Genomic DNA, 19,066 nt, shown 5'->3' on the forward strand with positions numbered 1-19,066 from the left:
CTTCTCAGCCCGCGTCCGGCGCGTTTCGCCCATGGTGCGCCGATGATGGAGCCGGTCCTCGATAAATACTGGTCGCAGCTCGCGAGCCGCCACGACCCCAGCGCGTTCGCGACCCTGGACGCGGCCTATCGCGAGCCGCAGCGCGCCTATCACGCCTGGGGCCATATCGTTGACATATTGACGAAACTGGACAGGCTCGCGTCTCTCGCCACGCGGCCCGATCTCATCGCGGCGGCGGCCTTCTGGCACGACGCCGTCTATCTCACGCGCGGCCCCGACGGCCGGCCGAGGCTGGACCCCGTCAATGTGCGCGAAAGCGCCGCGCTGTTCGAGCGCCATTCGCGGTTCGACCCGATGGAGCAGGCGGCGGTCCGTGACATCATCATGGCGACCGCCGACCATATGAAGGCGAAGGCGACGACGGAACACTATCCGGGCTTCTCCCGCGACCTCGATCTCTTCCTGGACCTCGATCTCTCGTCGCTCGCGGCGGCCTGGCCGGTCTTCGAAAAGAATCTCGGAGACATTCGCTACGAATTCGGCTGGATTCCCGAGACGGATTTCTACGAGGGACGCACCCGAATGCTCGGCTCCTTCCTGCGCGGGGGCGCGGGGCTCTACCGGCTCGACGAGACCCGCGCGCTCTGGCTGGCCCCGGCGCTGGCGAATTTGCGGCGCGCGGATTTCGAGCTCCGTGAACGGCTTGCGCGCGCCAGCGTCGCTAATTGATCGTGATCCGCCGGTCGGTCTTCGGCGCGATCCTGCCGGCCTGGCGGATCGCGTCGACCACCACCGCCGAGAGCAGGGGCGCCGCGTCGCCGCTGACGAGCGGCGTCCCGCGCAACAGCGCGTCGTATCCGTCTTTTCCGCCAGCGAGATAGTCGTTGGTCGCGACCTTGTAGACGCGCGCGTCGTCGAGCGGGGCGCCGCCAATCTCGACTGAAACGAGGCGCGATCCCGGCACGGCGTCCCGGCGCAAGACCAGCCGCGCGCCGGAGAGCTGCGCGAAACGGCCCGCGTCCCTGTCCAGCTTTGCGAAGGCGCTTTCCAGCGCCGCGCGCAGGTCCGCGCCCGACAATTCCAGCGTCACCAGCCGATTGGCGAAGGGCAGGGCGGCGAGCACGGTCTTGCGCGAGATCGTGGCGCCCGCGTCGACCACCATGTCGCCGCGAATGGCCCCGCCGTTCAGAATCGCGACATCCGCCCCTGTCTGCGCCCGCATGGCGTCGGCAATGAAATCGCCGATGGCCGTCTCGCGCCCGCGCACGCTGGCCTTGCGGGCGTCCAGCTCGGTCTCGGTGAGACCGATCGGTTCATCCAGGCTCTTGTCCATGCCGGCCCGAATGTCGGCCACGCGCGCCGCGACGGCCGGATCAGGCGTGGCGTCGGCCGTGTCGATGATGCGAAACCGGGGCGTCCACGAGACCTTGCGGGCGGCGTCGCCGGACAGGGCAATCGACAGATCGACGGCCACGATCTGGGCGCCGTCGGCCTGGGTCTCCGCGACCGCCGTATGTCCGTCGTAGAAGACGAAGAGATTGTGGTCGTGGCCGGAGAGGATCACGTCGATCTGGCCCGTTCTGGCGAGCCGCATGTCGTCCTTCCAGTCGGAATGGGTGATGGCCACGACGAGATCGGCGCCGGAGGCGCGCAATTGCTGCGCCTGCGCACGCGCCGCGTCCAGCGCCGGCGAGACGCGCAGCGATCCGGTGTTGGAGCGTTTCGCCGACTCCTCTTCGGTCAGGCCGAAGACGCCGATCTTCACGCCGTCCATGTCGAAGATGCGGCTGTCGGCGAAGCCGGGGAGCAGCTTGCCGGCGCCGTCGCGCAGATTGGCGGCGAGGCGGGTCGCCTCAAGTTCGGACATGCGGGCGCGAAACACGTCCTCGCCAAAATCGAATTCGTGATTGCCCGGCGTGAAGACGTCGATCCTGGTTCGATTGAGGAGGTCGACGATATGGGCGCCCTTGTCGAGGCTCGACATGAGCGACGGCGAGAGCGTGTCGCCCGCCAATGCCACGAGGGTGTTCTTCGTCTTCGCGCGCTCGGCCGCCAGCACGCCCGCGACGCGCGCAAATCCGCCGCGCCCGTTCTGTTCGCCCATTTCATAGATGTCGCTGAACACGAGCAGCGTCGCCGTCACGGATCGATCCGCGGCGGCGGCTGGCGTTGCGGCGGCGAGAAGCAGGCAGGCGAGTGCGGCAAGGCGGGTCATGGGAGGGTCCGAATGGGAGTCGCGCGGCGGGAGTGTGCGGCGCGCGCGTGACGGAGGCAATACGGTTCGAGCCCTTCGCTGACGCTCGCGCCAAGAACGCCGCTGGAACCATGGGCGACCCCGCAAGTTCCCCGGCGGGGGCGTGCGGCCGAAGCGGGAGCAACGTCACATGAAGGCGCTTACCTATCACGGCAGAGGCGACATTCGCTGCGAAAGCGTTCCCGATCCCACGATCGAAGACCCCCGCGACGCCGTGATCAAGGTCACGGCCTGCGCCATCTGCGGCTCGGACATTCACATCTACGACGGCGTGATCCCGCAAATGCACAGCGGCGACGTGCTCGGCCACGAGACCATGGGCGAAGTCATGGAGGTCGGCTCGTCCGTCAGGAACCTCAAGGTCGGCGACCGCGTCGTCGTGCCCTTCACCATCTCCTGCGGCGAATGCTGGTTTTGTCAGCACGGCTTCTTCTCCGCCTGCGACCGCACCAATCCCGATCATGAAAAGGCCGAGACGCTTTGGGGGCATTCGCCCGCCGGTCTCTTCGGCTATTCGCATCTTCTCGGCGGCTATCGCGGGGGGCAGGCGGAATATCTGCGCGTGCCCTTCGCGGACACCGGACCGATCAAGGTTCCCGATGCGCTGAGCGACGATCAGGCGCTGTTCCTGTCGGATATCTTCCCGACCGGCTACATGGCGGCCGAATTCTGCGACATCAAACCCGGCGACGTCATCGCCATCTGGGGATGCGGTCCCGTGGGACAGTTCGCGATCCGCAGCGCCTTCATGCTCGGCGCGGAGCGCGTCATCGCCATCGACACGGTTGCGGAGCGGCTGGAGCTTGCGCAAAAGGCGGGCGCCGAAACGCTCGATTTTCACAAGGTTGACGTTTACGACGCGATCCAAAGCATGACCAAAGGGCGCGGCGCCGACGCCTGCATCGACGCCGTGGGCACGGAGCCCGATCCGACCGCGAGCATCGACTCGATGGTCGATCGCGTGAAGGTCGCGGCGTTTCTCGCGACCGATCAGCCGCATGTGCTGCGCCAGGCGATCCATTGCTGCCGCAATTTCGGAACCGTCTCGATCGTTGGCGTCTATGGCGGCTTCATCGACAAATTCCCGATCGGCTCGGCGGTCAATCGCGGCCTCACGCTCCGCATGGCGCAGACGCCGGTGCAGCGCTACATGCCGAAACTGCTTGAGCGCATCGAGCGCGGCGACATCGACCCTTCCTTCGTCGTGACCCATCGGGGCACGCTCGATGACGGCCCCGATCTCTACAAGACGTTTCGAAATCACCGGGACGGCTGCATCAAGGTGATGTTGCAGCCGTAGGGCGGATCAGCCCACGATTTTGTGGATGATCCAACCGATCAGCAGCGCGATGAGCGTCGTGAACAGGGACATTCCGCCCCAGACGGAAACGCCCGTCACGGCGCCGCCCTCGCGGAACGTGTTGCGCAGGCTCGCCCCGAGAATGATCCATGGCGCCGCAACGCCGAGGATGATCGCATACCAATACCAGTCCATGCGCGGCTCCAGTCTTTCGACGCAGCGGTAGCACGCGACGGCGTCGATGGTCGAGCGTCCGGCCGAAGCGCGCACGCCGTCGCGCGCAGGGAACACCCATTGCGACTTGCGTGAAAAGCGCATCCCGCCACCCGCCGCGCCGCCACGCGGCGCGCCTCCTTCGAACGACGGCCTTGACAGAAATCACTCTGAGTACGTAATAAAACCTAAGCGTTTTTACTTAGAAACCGAAGGGAACCTTACGAAACAGAAATAATTACAAGTAGTGAATACTTGTTACAAGTATTGACTACTTGGCCGCTCCATCCGATCGGAGCGGCAGGCGCGGCGGCATCGCTGCATTTCTGCGGAAGCAAGGCCGAACCCCACGATGTGCGCCTTTGCCTCAGGCTGCTCGCAGCTCTGAGAACGACGGCGTGCGGGCGCGATTCTGTTTTCCATTCTGAGAAAGGACGAAGCCTGTGAACCCCAAGATCGATGCTCGGACAGGATTGGCGGAAGAAGCCGCCCAGGACAGACGACGCTTCCTGGCGATCGCCGGCCGCAACGCACTGGCGATTGGCGCTCTCGGCGCTTCCGCGACGCTGGCGCGTGTTGAAAGGGCCGCGGCGTACGTCCCCGGCTGTGACTTTGGAAGCTTCGAAGTTCCTGGGCACAACCCGAACTGCGGCACGACGCCCAGCACTTCCAACTGCTTTCTGAAGGGCACGCGGATCCTCACGGTCGACGGCGAGCGGAACGTCGAAGACCTTTCGATCGGCGATCTGCTGCCGACCGCATTCGGCGGCGTTCGGCCGATCCAGTGGATCGGACATCATCGCTATCGGCGCAGCAATCCCGAGAAGGCGTGGGTCGAGGACGTGCGGCCCGTTCGCATCGGCCGCGGCGCCATCGCGGAGGGCGTCCCGCATCGCGATCTCTGGGTGACCGGCGGGCATGCGCTGCTTTTCGATGGCATGCTGGTTCGGGCAAGACAGCTCGTGAACGGAAAGACCATCGTCTCCGATGCGGCGGAGGGAGTCGACGAGCTCGAATATTTCCATATCAAGCTCGAAACGCACGACGTGATTTTCGCCGAGGGCGTCGCCTGCGAAAGCCTCCTCGACGTCAGCGAGACCTTCAACAATTTCGCCGATTATCTGCGTCTCTACGGCGCGCCCGAGGCCAATCCTCAGACGTGCGCGCCCGTTCTGTACAACGGCGCCCGCGCCGAGATCCGCGAACGTCTGCGCGTTCTGGCGGCGCCATGGCGGGGGCCGTGCCGCATCGACGTGATCCGCGACCGGCTCGATGCCCGCGCTTCCGCGCTCGATGACGAACTGGCGCGCTCATAGGCGCCGCGGACTCGTCAGAGACGCTCGATGCGGCCGGGCGTCACCTGCAACAGGGCGGCGCGGGACGTCAGCGACGCAAAGAGCAGGGGGTCGGCGCCCGTCATCCAGACCTGCCCGCCGAGCGTCTCCAGCTCGGCGAACAGGGCCTCGCGCCGCTTCGGATCGAAATGCGCCGCGACTTCGTCGAGCAGAAGCAACGGCGCCTTGCCGGCCATCGCGCCGACAAGGCGGGCGTGCGCGAGGGTCAGGCCCATCAGGAGCGCCTTCTGCTCTCCCGTTGAGCAATCGCGCGCGGCTTCATTCTTCGGGCCGTGACGCACGGCGAGGTCGCTGGTCTGCGGGCCGGTGAGCGTGCGGCCGGCGGCGGCGTCGCGCCGGCGCGTCTGCGCGAGCGTCTCCCGGAAGCGCTCCTCGACGACGAGCGCCGGCCCCTCCGCGAGCCAGCTCTCGATCTCGCCGTCAATGGCGACCTCCGCCCAGGGGAAGGCGCTGTCGCCAGCCACGATCTGCGCGCTCAGCCGCGAGACGGTCTCGCGCCGCGCCGCCGCGACCGCGACGCCGAGCGCCGCGATTTCCTGCTCGGCCGCGTCGAGCCAGCGCCGGTCCGGGGCGGCCTCCTCGAGCAGACGATTGCGGTTCCGCAAGGCGCGTTCGAGCTTGTTGACGCGCGCGCCGTGATCGGCGTCGACGCCGAGCGCGAGGCGATCGAGAAAGCGCCGGCGCTCGCCCGCGGGCCCATTGAAAAGTCCATCCATGGCAGGCGTGAGCCATAGGACGCGCAGATGATCGGAGAAGGCGCGCGCCGATCCCACGGGCGCGCGATCGATGCGAAACCGCCGTTCGCCGTCAGGCGTCAGCCCATGACCGAGCTGCGCCGTCGTATCCGCGAAGGTGAGCTCCACGGAGACCGCGAAGCCGCCGGGGCCGTCCCGTCGCGCGCAATCGGCGAGCTCGGCGCGACGCAGGCCGCGGCCCGGCGAGTAAAGCGACAGCGCTTCGAGCACATTGGTCTTGCCCGCGCCATTCTCGCCCACGAGCACGACCAGCCGCGCGTCGACGTCGCAGCGCGCCTCCGCGTAGGAGCGGAAGTCGGAGAGGATGAGGCGGCGCAGCAGCGGCGCGGGCGGGGTCACAGCCGCCTCCCCATCCCTCCCCCGCTTCGCGGGAGAGGGGGCAGATTGCGGCCTGTATCAGCAACGCTGATCGTGAGCGTCCCCTCTCCCGCTTGCGGGGGAGGGACGGGGAGGGGGCCTTGCCGCATCAACGCGTCATTGTGGCCGCGACACGCGCCGTCCCGGCGAGAGGAAGCTGTAGCTGCGGGTGCCGACGAAGGAGGCCATGACCGCCTCGACCAATGGCTCATCGGCGCCGGGCGGGGTCGCCCAGTCCACGGTGAAGCTGGCGCCGACGCCCGCGCGCACGTCGTCCTGTGCGATGACAACCTGCATGGACGCATAGGGCTTTAGATAGACCGGCTCGCTGAGATAGCTTTCGACCACCTGGCCCGCGCCGCTGCGATAGTCGATTTTTTCCACCGCCAGCACCTGCGTGGCGGAGGCGTTGTGGATCGAGAGCGCGCCCGAGAAGTTCAGATGGGTGACGCCGCCCTGGCCGATCAGCGTGGAATGCAGCGGCACGAAGGTGCGGCCGGGGCTGGCGGGCTTGGGGTCCGGCGCCGGTGCCGTCGCCTCGGCGCCGACGATGACCGAGGGCGCGCGCTCCCGGTCGCGCGCCTGGCCTGCGGCAGCGGGCGCGAGGGCGATCATCGCCATTCCAAGCGCAAGGGCGCGGCTGCTCTTTCTGGGCTCTTTCACGCAGGTCATGGGAAGCTGGACGGCTCGCGAGTCGCCGGGTGGCGTCCCCCGAGATTAATCGCCCCGGATGCAAAGGTCCAATTCCGCAAGCTCGATCCCTTTGCCCCGTGGCCGCTTTGGCCTTGCGCTCAAAGTCTGTATTCTCCGCGCCCGTTGAGGGAGGGGAAGGCGTCCCGGTGAGTTCAAAAGTGACGAAAAGCCTTGAAAGCAAGAGCATTTTGCTCATCGTGGGCGGCGGGATCGCGGCCTATAAGTCGCTCGACCTCGTCCGGCGCCTGCGCGAGCGCGGGGCGCGGGTGCGGGTCGTCATGACCGCCGCCGCGAAGGAATTCGTCACGCCGCTCGCCTTCGCCAGCCTCGCCAATGAAAAAGTTTACGACGACCTGTTCTCCGCCACGGACGAGCAGGAGATGGGCCACATCCAGCTCTCTCGCGAGGCCGATCTGATCGTCGCCGCCCCGGCGACGGCCCATCTGCTGGCCCGTGCGGCGCAGGGGCTTTGCGACGATCTCGCCACCACGCTTCTCCTGGCGACGGACAAGCGCGCGCTCTTCGCGCCCGCCATGAACCTGCGCATGTGGGTCGCGCCGGCGACGCAGCGCAATGTGGCGACGTTGAACCGGGACGGCGCGCTGTTCGTCGGACCGAATGACGGCGACATGGCCTGTGGCGAATACGGCCCCGGCCGCATGAGCGAGCCGCTGGAGATCGTCGCGGCGATCGAGGCCGCGCTTCAGGGCGACACGCGCCTGCCTCTCCCGGCCTCCATGGGCGCGCCCGGTCCGTTGACCGGCAGGCATGTGATCGTCACCTCCGGGCCGACGCATGAGGCGATCGACCCGGTGCGCTACATCGCCAACCGCTCGTCCGGCAAGCAGGGCCACGCCATCGCTGCTGCGGCTGCGGCGGCGGGCGCGCGCGTGACCCTGGTGTCCGGCCCGGTGAACCTGCCCGATCCGGCCGGCTGCGACGTGATCCATGTGGACAGCGCGCGCGACATGTTCGCGGCGGTCGGCCGCGCCCTGCCGGCGGATGTGTTCATCGGCGCGGCGGCGGTGGCGGACTGGCGGGTGGAGGCGGCGGCGCAGAAGATCAAGAAGGAGCAGGGGGCCGTCGCGCCGACCTTTGCGCTCGTCGAGAACCCGGACATCCTTGCGAGCGTCGCGCGCGCGCAAGAGCGGCCGCGCCTCGTCGTCGGTTTCGCCGCCGAGACGCAGCAGGTCATCGCCCATGCCAGGGACAAACTCACCCGCAAGGGGTGCGACCTCATCGTCGCCAATGACGTGTCCGAAGGCTCGGGAGTCTTCGGCGGCGACGCCAATGAAGCGCATCTCGTCTCGCGGGCCAGCGTCGAAAGCTGGCCGCGCATGAGCAAGGAGGCGGTCGCCTCGCGGCTCGTCGCGCGCCTTGCGGAACTTCTTGCGAGCAGCGAGGCTGTCGAATGAAAATCTCCATCCGCCGCCTGACCAATGGCGAGGGTCTGCCTGCGCCGGCCTACGCCAGCCCAGGCGCCGCCGGTCTCGATCTCTACGCGGCGCTGCCCGCCGGCCAGAAACTCGTTCTCGAGCCCGGCGCCCGCGATCTCGTGCCCACGGGGATACAGATCGCGCTGCCACAAGGCTATGAAGCGCAGGTGCGCCCGCGCTCGGGCCTCGCGGTCCAGCATGGCGTGACCGTGCTCAACGCGCCCGGCACCATCGACAGCGATTATCGCGGCGAGGTGAAGGCGCTGCTTGTCAATCTTGGCGGCCAGCCGTTTGAAATCACGCGCGGCATGCGCATCGCCCAGCTCGTCGTCGCTGCGGTCGTCCGGGCGCGGCTCGTCGAGGTCGACGAGCTCGACGAGACAGAGCGGGGGGAGGGCGGCTTCGGCTCGACTGGCCTGCATGGGGACGGCCGCGAATGAAGCTTCTGCCGCGGCCCGCCAAATTCGCGCTGATGGCGACGCTCGACGTCGCGCTGCATGCGCGCGGACGCCCCGTTTCATCGAAGGAGCTCGCGGCGCGCCACGACCTTCCGCCGCGGCGTCTCGAAACGCTGCTTCAGGCGCTGGTGCGCGCGGGCGTTCTGAAGAGCGTGCGCGGACCCGCCGGCGGCTATGAGCTCGCGCGCGAGCGGCGCCGTCTTTGCGTCGGCGAAATCGTGCGCGTCGCGCTGCGCGCCGAGGAGGAATCCGAGCCGGCGCCCGCGCTGCTCGCCGCCGTGCTGGAGCCGCTCATCTACGAGACGGAAGAGGCGGCGCTCGCGCGACTGGACGACATCACGCTCGAAGACCTCTACGCCCGCGCCGTGGCGCAGGGCTTTGGCGAGAAACAGCCCACGAGCGATTTCGAGATTTAGGCGCCGTCTGGCGCGAGAGGAGGCCGCATGAGCTATGAGACAATCGAAATCGAGACGCACGGCCGGGTGGCCCTCGTGCGGCTCAACCGGCCGCAGGCGCTCAATGCGCTGAACGCCAAGCTGATCTCGGAACTCGATTGCGCGCTCGCCGGCTTCGAGGCGGACGAGGGAATCGGCTGCGTCGTCCTCACCGGCTCGGAGAAGGCGTTCGCCGCCGGCGCCGACATCAAGGAAATGGCCGGCAAGAGCTTCGCCGACGCCTTTCTGAGCGACTTCATCGGCCGCTGGGACACGCTCGCGCGCGCCCGCAAGCCGCTCATCGCCGCCGTGGCGGGCTTTGCGCTGGGCGGGGGCTGCGAGATCGCCATGATGTGCGATTTCATCATCGCGGCGGATACGGCCCAGTTCGGCCAGCCCGAAATCAGGCTGGGGGTGATTCCCGGCGCCGGGGGCACGCAGCGGCTGACGCGCGCCGTCGGCAAGGCCAAGGCCATGGATCTGGTGCTCACGGGCCGCATGATGGGGGCGGAGGAGGCCGAGCGCTCGGGGCTTGTCGCCAGGGTCGTGCCGGCGGCCGACCTCGTCGCCGAGGCGCTGAAGGCGGGCGCGGCCATCGCGGCCATGTCCCTTCCGGCGGCGCTCATGGCCAAGGAGGCGGTCAACGCCGCCTTCGAGACGACGCTGACCGAAGGCGTGCGCTACGAACGCCGTCTCTTCTATTCCCTCTTCGCCACCGAGGACCAGAAGGAAGGGATGAGCGCCTTCGTCGAGAAGCGCAAGGCGGCGTTCCGCCACCGCTGACGCAGGCGATTCCCTCTCGGCGTGAAACCGGGATGGGTCGCGGCGGCGCGGCGCCCCTCGCGTTCTCCCAGCAATTGGGGCAGGGAGCGCCGCCGCCATTGACGAAAGGGCGCCCCCCGCTTATAAGGCGCCCCACGTGGCCGCGAATTCGCGGCCGCAACGGTTTCTGGCTGGCCAACAGCCGCCCCACAGATTCGAGGACTGACAGAATGGCGAATACCGCCTCGGCCAAAAAAGCCGTCCGCAAGATCGAGCGCCGCACCGCGGTGAACCGCGCGCGTCGCAGCCGCATGCGCACCTACGTCCGCAAGGTCGAGGAAGCGATCGCGTCGGGCGACGCCTCGGCGGCCGCCGCCGCTCTGCAGAGCGCCGTTCCGGAGATGATGCGCGCCGCGCAGAAGGGCGTCGTTCACAAGAACACGGCCTCGCGGAAGGTTTCGCGCCTCACCGCGCGGGTCAAGGCGCTCGGCGGCAAGTAAGCTGCCGGCCTGCGCGATCTGCGCGCAGCCTGCCTGATTTCTCATCGCTGGAATCTCGACAAAGCCCGGTCTCGCCGGGCTTTTCTTTTGTCCATGTCCCGATGACGCAACGCAGACACACGCCGCAAAATTTTTCGGCCCCGAAAGGCGCGAACAGCCAAACGGGTCATGATTCAAGCTCTTGTAAATAAGCTGTCGAAAACGCCCCCCAGGCGCCCCCCTTGACATCCCTTTACGGGTCTTTGGCCAAGCTTGAGCAGGCCGCGAGTCGGGTGCGAGCGCCGACATGGTAAATGCAATGAATCATAAATTTAGAAAGGCATTGGCGCGCATGCGGCGTACGACGGCGCCACAGTGGCGGCGGAACAGCGTCACGAGGGTGTTGTCGTCGTTGCGGGAAAGCGGCAACGCGGTGTAGGGTCTTTCTGTCGGACGAAAGTGATCGCCGGCCCATACAGCAGCTTTCGGCTGAGCGCATTCAAAGGGAAGCGACACATGTCGATTTTCCTGCCTCGAAAAGCCAGAGCTCCGGGTCTCTGATCAGCTTCCTTCCCGTCCGGCGTGAAATTCAAAAAGTGAGTATGCAGGGCGAGAGTCGTCTCATCCTGCTTGCGTAAAAAGTGAAGATCCGGGTTCGCTTCGATCCCGGAAACTGGGGGCTTTGACATGACGGAACTGCGGCGAACCAATGTAATTGGCGTGCTGCGTAACGGGCGCGACTGCATCGCGCGGCGTTTTTGTGTTTCCGTCCCCGGCGTCGCTCTCAGGGACGCCAGAGCAGTCGCCAGCGGCGTGGAATTTGCGGTGGGGCCACCGCGCTAGATGATTTCTTGATCGCGGCGCATTCGCCGCACCGAGCGTATCAGTCTTCTTATGCGTGGCCTTCGTGCGCGGCGCGGAGCGCTGGCGCCTTGCGCAAATTTTTGGAAAGTTCGATGTCCGATCGAGAAACAATCGTCGACGCCATTTCTGCGGATGATCAGAAGCGCTGGGAACGCGTGCGAGAGCGTCTGCGGGCTGAGCTTGGCGACGCAGTGTACAATTCATGGTTCACGCGCCTCGAACTCGACGCCGTCGCGCGCGGAACGTTGCATCTGTCGGTGCCGACAAAATTTCTGAAGAGCTGGGTTCAGTCGCATTACGCCTCGCGCATCAAGACGCGCGCCGCGAATGAATTCGAGAAAGTCGAGCGGGTCGTCATCGACGTGCGTTCGAATGCGCGCAAGCCGAAACATCGTGACGCCGTCGCGGAGCGCGACGACGCCGCGCCGTCGCGAAACGGCGGGGAGAAAGCGCAGCCGGCCGGTCTGACGGCCTCCGCCGAACCGATCAACTCTCCTGCGCCAACCAGGCGCGCGCCGCGCGCCGCCGCGCGCACGGACGCCGACGCGCTCATTGGTTCGCCGCTCGATCGTCGACTGTCTTTCTCGACCTTCCTCGTCGGTCCGTCCAATCAGCTTGCCTATGCCGCCGCCTGCCGCGTGGCGGAAGCGCGTCCGGGCGACATGCCCCTGTTCAATCCGCTTTACGCGCATGCGGCTGTCGGGCTTGGCAAGACGCATCTGTTGCAGGCGCTGGCGCACGCCACCAATGACAATCGCCGCCGCGCCGTCTATCTCACGGCCGAACGTTTCATGAGCGGCTTCGTGTCGTCGCTCACCACGCAGACGTCGATCGCCTTCAAGGAGCGTCTGCGCGATATCGACATGCTGATCATCGACGACGTGCAGTTCCTGCAGGGCAAGTCGATCCAGCAGGAGTTCTGTCACACGATCAACGCGCTGATCGACGCGGGCCGGCAGGTCGTCGTCGCGGCGGATCGCCCGCCGGCGGAGCTGGAAACGCTCGACGAGCGCGTGCTGTCGCGATTCAAGGGCGGCCTGTGCGTCGACATCGGACCGCTGGACGAAGCGCTGCGCGTCAAGATTCTGAACGCGCGCATCGCGGCGTCGCAGGAGACCCATCCGGGCTTCCATGTGCCGGAGGAGGTGATCTCCTATGTCGCGCGCACCATCCTCACCAATGGCCGCGATCTCGAAGGCGCGGTGAATCGCCTGCTGGCGCATGTGACGCTGAATGGCGCGCCGCTGACCGTGGAGACCGCCGAAACGGCGATCCGCGATCTGGTGCGCACGCAGGAGCCCAAGCGCGTCAAGATCGACGACATTCAGAAGCTCGTCGCGTCACATTACAATATCTCCCGCGCGGATATTCTGTCCTCGCGCCGCACGGCCAATGTCGTGCGGCCGCGCCAGATCGCCATGTATCTGTCGAAGACGCTGACCTTGCGCTCGCTGCCGGAAATCGGCCGCCGCTTCGGCGGCCGCGATCACACCACTGTGTTGCACGCCGTGCGCAAGATCGAAGAGCTGGTTTCCAAGGACAAGAGCCTCGCCGAAGTCATCGAGCTGCTGAAGCGAATCCTCAACGAGCAGTAAACCGGCGCTGGGGAGCGCCCTCCCTGTCTCTCCCGCGCCAGAGGGCGCCCGTAAGGACGCCCGTCTTTCGACGGGCTTTGGCGGGAGAGGGGACGCTCGCGAGCAGCGCTTTTAATGAGGGCTTGTCCAGAACCCCCCGTTACTTCCCGGTCTTCACCGTCGTCCAGAGACGCGTGATGAACTTCTGTTCGGGCTGACTGGGCGTCGTCACGGTGAACAGGCGGCGCATCGTCGCTTCCGGCGGATACACCGCCGGATCATCGGCGATGGATTTGTCGATCAGCGGACGCGACGGCGCGACGCCATTTGCGAAGTTCGTCGCCCTGGTGTTGCGCGCGGCGACGTCCGGCCGCAGCATGTAATCGATGAACTGATAGGCTTCCTTCACATGCGGGGCGTCCACCGGCATGGCGAAATTGTCCATCGACATCAGCGCGCCTTCGGCTGGAATGACATAAGCGATGTCCACGTCGGCGCCGGCTTCCCGCGCGCGATTGCGCGCCTGCAAACTGTCGCCCGCCCAGCCGATGGCGAGGCAGATGTCGCCATTGGCGAGCGCGTTGATATATTCGGACGAGTGGAATTTCTTGATGTAGCGGCGCAGGCCGGAGAGGTGATCGGCCGCGCGCCTGAGGTCCGCTTCGCGCTTGGAGTTGGGATCGAGCTTGAGATAATTGAGCGTGATCGCGAAAACATCCTCGGGGCTGTCGAGCACATAGACGCCGCAGTCCGCGAGTTTCTTCAGGGATTCGGGCTTGAGCACCTGATCCCAGCTCGTGATGGCCTTGCCGAGGCGCTGCTTGATCTTCGCGACATTATAGGCGACGCCCGTGGTGTACCACATGTAATTCACGGCATGGGCGCTGCCGGGATCATAGCGCGACAGGCGGCCGTCGATCTCGCTCCAGATATTGCCGGCGTTGGCGAGTTTCGCGCGGTCGATCGGTTGCAGCACGCCCGCCTTGATCTGGCGCTCCAGAAACGTCGCCGAGGGCACGACAATGTCATAGCCGGTCGCGCCCGCGAGAAGATGCGACTCGAGCATTTCATTGGAGTCATAGGTGTCGTAGACGACCTTGATTCCAGTCTCGCGTGTGAAATCCTCCAGCACCCCTGGGTCGATGTAATCGCTCCAGTTGTAGATGTTGACGACGCGTTCCGCGGCCGCGGCGGACCCGCAGGCGAGAGCGAAGAGGAGAGCGGCGAAAAATGTCTTCATGAGGCAGGGCGGCTTGGCGGCGCGGCTTGCGCCGCTCGGGAATTGCGGGGAGATTATCACGCCTGCCAAGTCCTTGGCGACGGGGTGACGCGGATCCATGCAAACCGATTTGCGCATGCGCGAGACATCGCGGCCGGAGGAGACGGCGCGCGTCACGCGCGGCGCGCGCCGCTTCCTGCGCGCCTGTGGCTTCGCCGTGCTGGGGGAATTGCCGCTGCCGAATGGCCGGCGCGCCGACCTGGTCGCGCTCGCCCCCGACGGCGCGCTGCGCATCGTCGAGGTCAAATCCTCGCGGGCCGATTTTCAGGCGGACCGGAAATGGACGGACTACCGCGACTATTGCGACCGCTTCTATTTCGCGGCGTCAACCGAGCTGGACGCCGCAATCTTCCCCGAGGACGCGGGTCTCATTGTCGCGGACGCGCATGGCGGCATGCTCGCCCGGGAGGCGCCGATTCTACGGCTTGCCCCCGCCAGCCGGCGCGCGATGCTGATCCGCTTCGGGGCTCTGGCGGCCGAGCGCTATTGTGCCCTCGCCTTTGGCGAGGACGCTCCAGTTTAGCGGGGCGCGCGCTTGGCGAGAATGCGCTGGAGCGTGCGCCGATGCATGTTGAGGCGGCGCGCGGTCTCCGACACGTTGCGGTCGCAGGACTCGAAGACGCGCTGGATGTGCTCCCAGCGCACGCGGTCCGCCGACATGGGATTTTCCTGCGCGTCCGGCTTGTCGATGGTCGTGGCCATCAGCGCATGGTAGATTTCGTCGGCGTCGGCGGGCTTGGCGAGATAGTCGAAGGCGCCGAGCTTCACCGCGGTCACGGCGGTGGCGATGTTGCCGTAGCCGGTGAGAATGATGCCGCGCGCGTCCGGGCGGGCTTCCTTCAGCTTCTGGATGACGTCGAGCCCATTGCCGTCGCCCAGCCGCATGTCGATAATCGCGAAGGCCGGGGGCGTGTCTTCGAGCGCGGCGAGTCCCTCCGCCACCGTCTCGCATTGCGTGACGAGGAAGCCGCGCGCCTCCATCGCCCGGGCCAGACGATGCAGAAAGGGCTTGTCGTCATCGAGGATCAGAAGGGAGCGGTCCTCCGGCATGGCCGGGACAAGGGCGTCGGAGTCATCCACGCCCTCGATGTCCACGTTGTCGTCGGCGTTCATTCCCCTGCGCTCCCTCGCGTGATTTTTGTCAAAATTAACCCAAGCCCTTCGGCGCGTCGAGGCGCTTATGAGTCTGACGACATGAGCTTGGCGGCAGGAATTTCCAATGCTGAGCGCGCCCAGGTCACCTTGACCACGGCGCCCGTGCGCGGCGGCGAGACATTGTAGGTTTCGACCGTGGCGCCGGAGCGTTCGAGGAGCGTCTTGGCGATGAAGAGGCCAAGACCGAGGCCGGACTGGCTGTCGTTCTTCGTGCGCCGCTCGGTGGGCCGGCCGCGCAGATAGGGGTCTCCCAGCCTGTCGAGAATGGCGGACGAGAAGCCCGGGCCGTCGTCCTCGATCAAGATGGTGACCAGATCGCGCGTCCACCACGCGTCGATGCGCACGCGCGATTCGGCGAAGTCGATGGCGTTTTCGACGAGATTGCCCAGCCCGTAGAGAAGGCCCGGATTGCGCGCCAGCGCGGGCGGCGACGCGTTGTTGACGCCGCGCTTGGAGATTTCGACCTTCACGCCGAATTCCCGCTGCGGCTCCACCACCTCCTCGATCAGCGTGTCGAGCGAAAGGACGTTCATCATCGTCCCCTGATCGGCGCCCATCGAGGCAAGCTTGCCGAGGATTTCACGGCAGCGCGCCGTTTCCTGGGCGAGAAGATCGAGATCGTCCTTGAGACCCTCCGCAGCGGATGTCTCCGCGCCTTTCTGAAGCTCCCGGATGATGAGCGTAATCGTGGCGAGCGGCGTGCCCAGTTCGTGAGCGGCGGCGGCCGCGAGTCCGTCGAGCTGGGAGAGATGCTGTTCGCGCTCCAGCACCAGCTCCGTCGCGGCGAGCGCCGTGGCCAGAAGGCGCCCCTCGTCCGAGACGCGCGCCGCATAGATTGCGATGAAGGCCGCGGAGAGCGCCAGCGACGCCCAGATGCTGGCGCGATAGAGCAGCGGAAACTTCAACGCTTCGTTTTCGTACCAGGGGAGCGGCTCATATTCCATGCACAGGAAGGTCGCCGCCGAGAGCATGACGATGCCCAGGAACAGCGTCAGATTGCGCGGCAGGGAGACGGCCGAAATGGTGACCGGAGCCAGCAGCAGCATGACGAAGGGATTGGTCACGCCGCCGGTCAGATAGAGCAGGAAGCTCAACTGCACGAGGTCGTAGCAGAGCAGCACGACGGCTTCGAGGTCGCTCAGGCGGAAGGTGCCCGAGGTGCCGTAGCGCAGGCCGAAATTCAGCGTCGCCGACGCGACGATGAAGACGAAGCAGAGGCCGACCGGAAAATCGAAATCCAGCGCGAAATAGACGAACAGACAGGCGATGCTCTGGCCGACGATGGCGATCCAGCGCAGAAAGATCAGCGTGCCGACGCGGAGGCGGCGGCTGTCTTCGTCGTAGACGTCGGCTCTCATCGCGTCTCTTCCCCTCTCGCGCGCTGGTTTACAGCCCCACGCCGCGCGCCGCGCGCCAGAGCCGCCATTGCCGGCGCAATGGCGAAGGATCGCCGAGCCCTCGCAGGGGATCGTAATCCCTGGCCCCCATACGCGCCAGATAGACGGGAACGGTCGCGGCGGGCAACAGGGCTTCGCGGCCCGCTTCGAGCGCCGCCGCCGCGTCGCGCGCCGCTTCGTAATGGCTCAGCGCCGAGTCGCGCAGTTCGGCGAGGGCCGCGCGCAGGGCCGGGCTGTTCACATGGACGTCGGCGCCGTGGCGCGCCAGCAGCTCCGCCGGGACGAAGGCGCCGGCGGGCATGCGCAGGACGCGGGTGAGGCCGAGCGCGAGACCCGCCGCGTCGAAAGCGGGGGAGGGGCCGGCGCCGAAAATGCGCGCCGCCCAGCGCATGGGCGCGGCGCTGGTCATGCGGCAATAGTCCGCCAGCGTCGCCATGTCGGGTGTCTGGTCGTCGTAGAGATCGGCGACATGGGCGTCCGCCAGGGCGACCAGTTCGTCGCGCGGGAGGTCGAAGCGCGCGATCGTGTCGAGGAGCGCGTCGGCCACCGGATGGGCGCGAGTTCCCTCGGACGCCTCGCCGGTCAGCGCGTCGGTCCACCAGCGCAGACGCATCTCGCCCAGCAGCGGCTGAGAGACCTTGGCGCGCACATCCGAGGTTTCGAGCGCATAGGCGTAAATGGCGTGGAGGTGCCTGCGGGCGGGCTGGGGCGCGAAGAGGCAAGCGAGCCAGAGGTCGCGGTCGCGTTCCCGGATCAGCGCCTCGCAATGCGCGTAATGCGCCTCGGCGGCGGCGGTCGGCCGGTCCATCAGATCGCGATCAGCAGGGCGGCGACGCGCCGGCCTTCGTCGACGAGCATGTTGTAGGTGCGGACAGCGGCGCCGGTCGACATGGTCTCGCAACCGACGCCGGCGTCGCGCAGCCTTGCGCGCAGGGCGCTGGCGAGCGGCATGAGGTCCTTGCCGGTTCCGACGATAAATAAGTCCAGCTCGCCCGACTCGGCGAGCGCCTGCTCGATCGTCGCCGCCTGGATCTCGTTCCAGGCGGCCGGGGCGATGGCGCGCACGCCGGTCGGCATGGCCATGATCGAGCCGCGATGCGACATGTCGGCGAAGCGGAAGCCGCCATTGCCGTAATCGTCGATCCTGTGGCGGCCCGGCACATAGCCTTGGGACGCGGCGCCTTGGGGCGCGGTCATGTGAGGCGCCTGTCTCTTACTTCGGGCGGCGGCGGGCGCTTGATTTCGAGCGGCCCGCCGGTTTCTGGGCCGGGCGCTTCGCCGCCGGCGTCGCCGGAACCGGCGTGTCGCCCACATCGTCATACATGGAGGCGAAGGCTTCGGGCTCCGGGGAATAGTCGGCTTCCGCCTCGGCCTCCGGCTGCGTCTCGACCTTGCGGTCGACGTCCTCATTGCGCAGGCCGAGATAGATCAGCATCGGCGAGCAGATGAAGATCGACGAATAGGTGGCGACGAAAATGCCCCAGATCATCGCCAGCGAGAAGGAGCGGATGACCTGGCCGCCGAAGGCGACGAGCGCGACGAGCGCCAGCATCACCGTCGTCGCAGTCATGATCGTGCGCGGCAGCACCGCGTTGATCGACATGTCGATCATCTGCGGCGTGCTCATCTTCTTGTATTTGCGCATATTCTCGCGAATACGATCGAGCACGACGACCGTTTCGTTGAGCGAATAGCCGACGATGGTCAGAATCGCCGCGATGGAGGTCGTGTTGAACTCGAGCTGGGTGATCGAGAAGAAGCCGACCGTGAGCAGAAGGTCGTGCATCGTCGCGATGACCGCGCCGATGGCGAATTGCCACTCGAAGCGGAACCACAGATAGGTCAGCACGGCGAGGATCGAGAGCACGACGCCGAGCGTGCCGGATTGCACCAGCTCGTTCGAGACGCGTGGGCCGACGACCTCGACGCGGCGCAGGTCATAGTCCTGGCCGACGGCGCCGCGAACGCGCTCCACGGCAGCCTGCTGCGCCTTGTCGCCGCCCGGCTGGAGACCGAAGCGCAGGGTGGCGTCGGCGGCGTTGCCGAAGGCCTGCACCTCGATGTCGCCGAGCTTGAGGCTCTCGCCCAGCGAGCGCAGCGTCCCCACCTCAGCCGTGCCGCCCTTGGCGCGCAGCTCGATGACCGTGCCGCCCGCGAAGTCGATGCCGAAATTCATGCCCTTGAAGATGAAGAGCGCGACGGCGATCAGCGACAGCACGGCCGAGAAGGGATAGCTCACGCGCCGGAAGCGCATGAAGGGGAATTTGGTGTTCTCCGGAGCGAGGCGCAGGAGTTTCATCG

21 protein-coding genes are annotated in these 19,066 nt (G+C 66.7%); 10 read left to right on the forward strand and 11 right to left on the reverse strand.

Features of this window, described 5'->3' with window-relative positions:
* The first annotated feature begins 42 nt into the window (after nucleotides 1–42).
* Nucleotides 43–729: an HD domain-containing protein gene (locus ACR652_RS04955; protein ID WP_434505414.1), complete on the forward strand. Its 687-nt coding sequence runs from the start codon at nucleotides 43–45 to the stop codon at nucleotides 727–729.
* On the opposite strand, the gene ACR652_RS04960 is transcribed toward ACR652_RS04955, so the two are convergent.
* Entirely contained in the window at nucleotides 722–2,215 is a 1,494-nt protein-coding gene (locus ACR652_RS04960; RefSeq protein WP_434505415.1) for a bifunctional metallophosphatase/5'-nucleotidase, read from the reverse strand. The two genes, ACR652_RS04955 and ACR652_RS04960, sit on opposite strands and share 8 nt — an antisense overlap.
* Nucleotides 2,216–2,384: 169 nt before the next feature.
* Here ACR652_RS04960 and ACR652_RS04965 point away from each other — a divergent pair, with 169 nt between their 5' ends.
* Nucleotides 2,385–3,554: a zinc-dependent alcohol dehydrogenase gene (locus tag ACR652_RS04965; protein ID WP_434505416.1), complete on the forward strand. Its 1,170-nt coding sequence runs from the start codon at nucleotides 2,385–2,387 to the stop codon at nucleotides 3,552–3,554.
* A gap of 6 nt (nucleotides 3,555–3,560) precedes the next feature.
* Here the strand turns inward: ACR652_RS04965 and ACR652_RS04970 are convergent, their stop codons facing one another.
* A complete protein-coding gene (locus ACR652_RS04970) occupies nucleotides 3,561–3,872 on the reverse strand; it encodes a hypothetical protein (RefSeq protein ID WP_434505417.1) in 312 nt (103 codons plus the stop codon).
* 338 nt (nucleotides 3,873–4,210) lie between these two features.
* On the opposite strand from ACR652_RS04970, the gene ACR652_RS04975 reads away from it, so the two are divergent.
* Nucleotides 4,211–5,083: a Hint domain-containing protein gene (locus tag ACR652_RS04975; RefSeq protein WP_434505418.1), complete on the forward strand. Its 873-nt coding sequence runs from the start codon at nucleotides 4,211–4,213 to the stop codon at nucleotides 5,081–5,083.
* A gap of 14 nt (nucleotides 5,084–5,097) precedes the next feature.
* Here the strand turns inward: ACR652_RS04975 and recF are convergent, their stop codons facing one another.
* Entirely contained in the window at nucleotides 5,098–6,216 is a 1,119-nt protein-coding gene (recF, locus tag ACR652_RS04980; protein WP_434505419.1) for a DNA replication/repair protein RecF, read from the reverse strand.
* 135 nt (nucleotides 6,217–6,351) lie between these two features.
* The gene (locus ACR652_RS04985) at nucleotides 6,352–6,906 is read right to left on the reverse strand and encodes a DUF3124 domain-containing protein (RefSeq protein ID WP_434505420.1); all 555 of its coding nucleotides are present in this window, start codon (nucleotides 6,904–6,906) and stop codon (nucleotides 6,352–6,354) included.
* Nucleotides 6,907–7,085: 179 nt separating this feature from the next.
* On the opposite strand from ACR652_RS04985, the gene coaBC reads away from it, so the two are divergent.
* From coaBC to rpsT, 5 genes are all read left to right on the forward strand, one after another.
* Nucleotides 7,086–8,342, forward strand: a complete 1,257-nt coding sequence (coaBC, locus tag ACR652_RS04990; protein WP_434505421.1) for a bifunctional phosphopantothenoylcysteine decarboxylase/phosphopantothenate--cysteine ligase CoaBC — start codon at nucleotides 7,086–7,088, stop codon at nucleotides 8,340–8,342.
* Complete coding sequence (gene dut / locus ACR652_RS04995; RefSeq protein ID WP_434505422.1) at nucleotides 8,339–8,803, forward strand: dUTP diphosphatase; 465 nt, start codon at nucleotides 8,339–8,341, stop codon at nucleotides 8,801–8,803. The genes coaBC and dut overlap by 4 nt, the downstream gene beginning before the upstream one ends.
* Nucleotides 8,800–9,237, forward strand: a complete 438-nt coding sequence (locus tag ACR652_RS05000) for an RrF2 family transcriptional regulator (protein WP_434505423.1) — start codon at nucleotides 8,800–8,802, stop codon at nucleotides 9,235–9,237. Before dut ends, ACR652_RS05000 begins: the two co-directional genes overlap by 4 nt.
* Before the next feature lie 27 nt (nucleotides 9,238–9,264).
* The gene (locus tag ACR652_RS05005) at nucleotides 9,265–10,038 is read left to right on the forward strand and encodes an enoyl-CoA hydratase (protein WP_434505424.1); all 774 of its coding nucleotides are present in this window, start codon (nucleotides 9,265–9,267) and stop codon (nucleotides 10,036–10,038) included.
* Between the two features lie 209 nt (nucleotides 10,039–10,247).
* Nucleotides 10,248–10,517, forward strand: a complete 270-nt coding sequence (gene rpsT, locus ACR652_RS05010) for a 30S ribosomal protein S20 (protein ID WP_434505425.1) — start codon at nucleotides 10,248–10,250, stop codon at nucleotides 10,515–10,517.
* 303 nt (nucleotides 10,518–10,820) lie between these two features.
* On the opposite strand, the gene ACR652_RS05015 is transcribed toward rpsT, so the two are convergent.
* Nucleotides 10,821–11,012 carry a hypothetical protein gene (locus ACR652_RS05015; RefSeq protein ID WP_434505426.1) on the reverse strand — a complete coding sequence of 64 codons (192 nt, stop codon included), beginning with the start codon at nucleotides 11,010–11,012 and terminating at the stop codon, nucleotides 10,821–10,823.
* A 440-nt stretch (nucleotides 11,013–11,452) separates the two neighbouring features.
* Here ACR652_RS05015 and dnaA point away from each other — a divergent pair, with 440 nt between their 5' ends.
* Complete coding sequence (gene dnaA / locus ACR652_RS05020; protein ID WP_434505427.1) at nucleotides 11,453–12,955, forward strand: chromosomal replication initiator protein DnaA; 1,503 nt, start codon at nucleotides 11,453–11,455, stop codon at nucleotides 12,953–12,955.
* A gap of 139 nt (nucleotides 12,956–13,094) precedes the next feature.
* On the opposite strand, the gene ACR652_RS05025 is transcribed toward dnaA, so the two are convergent.
* Nucleotides 13,095–14,174 (reverse strand): polyamine ABC transporter substrate-binding protein, encoded by a 1,080-nt coding sequence (locus tag ACR652_RS05025; RefSeq protein ID WP_434505495.1) that lies wholly within the window; start codon nucleotides 14,172–14,174, stop codon nucleotides 13,095–13,097.
* A 115-nt stretch (nucleotides 14,175–14,289) separates the two neighbouring features.
* Between ACR652_RS05025 and ACR652_RS05030 the strand changes: the two genes are divergently transcribed.
* The gene (locus ACR652_RS05030) at nucleotides 14,290–14,736 is read left to right on the forward strand and encodes an MmcB family DNA repair protein (protein ID WP_434505428.1); all 447 of its coding nucleotides are present in this window, start codon (nucleotides 14,290–14,292) and stop codon (nucleotides 14,734–14,736) included.
* On the opposite strand, the gene ACR652_RS05035 is transcribed toward ACR652_RS05030, so the two are convergent.
* The 5 genes from ACR652_RS05035 to secF all read right to left on the reverse strand — a co-directional run bounded on the left by ACR652_RS05035 (nucleotide 14,733) and on the right by secF (nucleotide 19,064).
* Complete coding sequence (locus tag ACR652_RS05035) at nucleotides 14,733–15,263, reverse strand: ActR/PrrA/RegA family redox response regulator transcription factor (RefSeq protein ID WP_434505496.1); 531 nt, start codon at nucleotides 15,261–15,263, stop codon at nucleotides 14,733–14,735. The two genes, ACR652_RS05030 and ACR652_RS05035, sit on opposite strands and share 4 nt — an antisense overlap.
* A 128-nt stretch (nucleotides 15,264–15,391) precedes the next feature.
* A complete protein-coding gene (locus ACR652_RS05040) occupies nucleotides 15,392–16,726 on the reverse strand; it encodes an ActS/PrrB/RegB family redox-sensitive histidine kinase (protein ID WP_434505429.1) in 1,335 nt (444 codons plus the stop codon).
* 28 nt (nucleotides 16,727–16,754) lie between these two features.
* Nucleotides 16,755–17,573: a phytoene/squalene synthase family protein gene (locus tag ACR652_RS05045; protein ID WP_434505430.1), complete on the reverse strand. Its 819-nt coding sequence runs from the start codon at nucleotides 17,571–17,573 to the stop codon at nucleotides 16,755–16,757.
* A complete protein-coding gene (locus ACR652_RS05050; protein ID WP_434505431.1) occupies nucleotides 17,573–17,962 on the reverse strand; it encodes an Mth938-like domain-containing protein in 390 nt (129 codons plus the stop codon). The genes ACR652_RS05045 and ACR652_RS05050 overlap by 1 nt, the downstream gene beginning before the upstream one ends.
* 16 nt (nucleotides 17,963–17,978) lie before the next feature.
* On the reverse strand, nucleotides 17,979–19,064 hold the full coding sequence (secF, locus tag ACR652_RS05055) for a protein translocase subunit SecF (RefSeq protein ID WP_434505432.1): 1,086 nt from the start codon (nucleotides 19,062–19,064) through the stop codon (nucleotides 17,979–17,981).
* Nucleotides 19,065–19,066 lie beyond the last annotated feature (2 nt).

The organism is Methylocystis sp., assembly GCF_051061225.1.
GTDB lineage: Bacteria > Pseudomonadota > Alphaproteobacteria > Rhizobiales > Beijerinckiaceae > Methylocystis.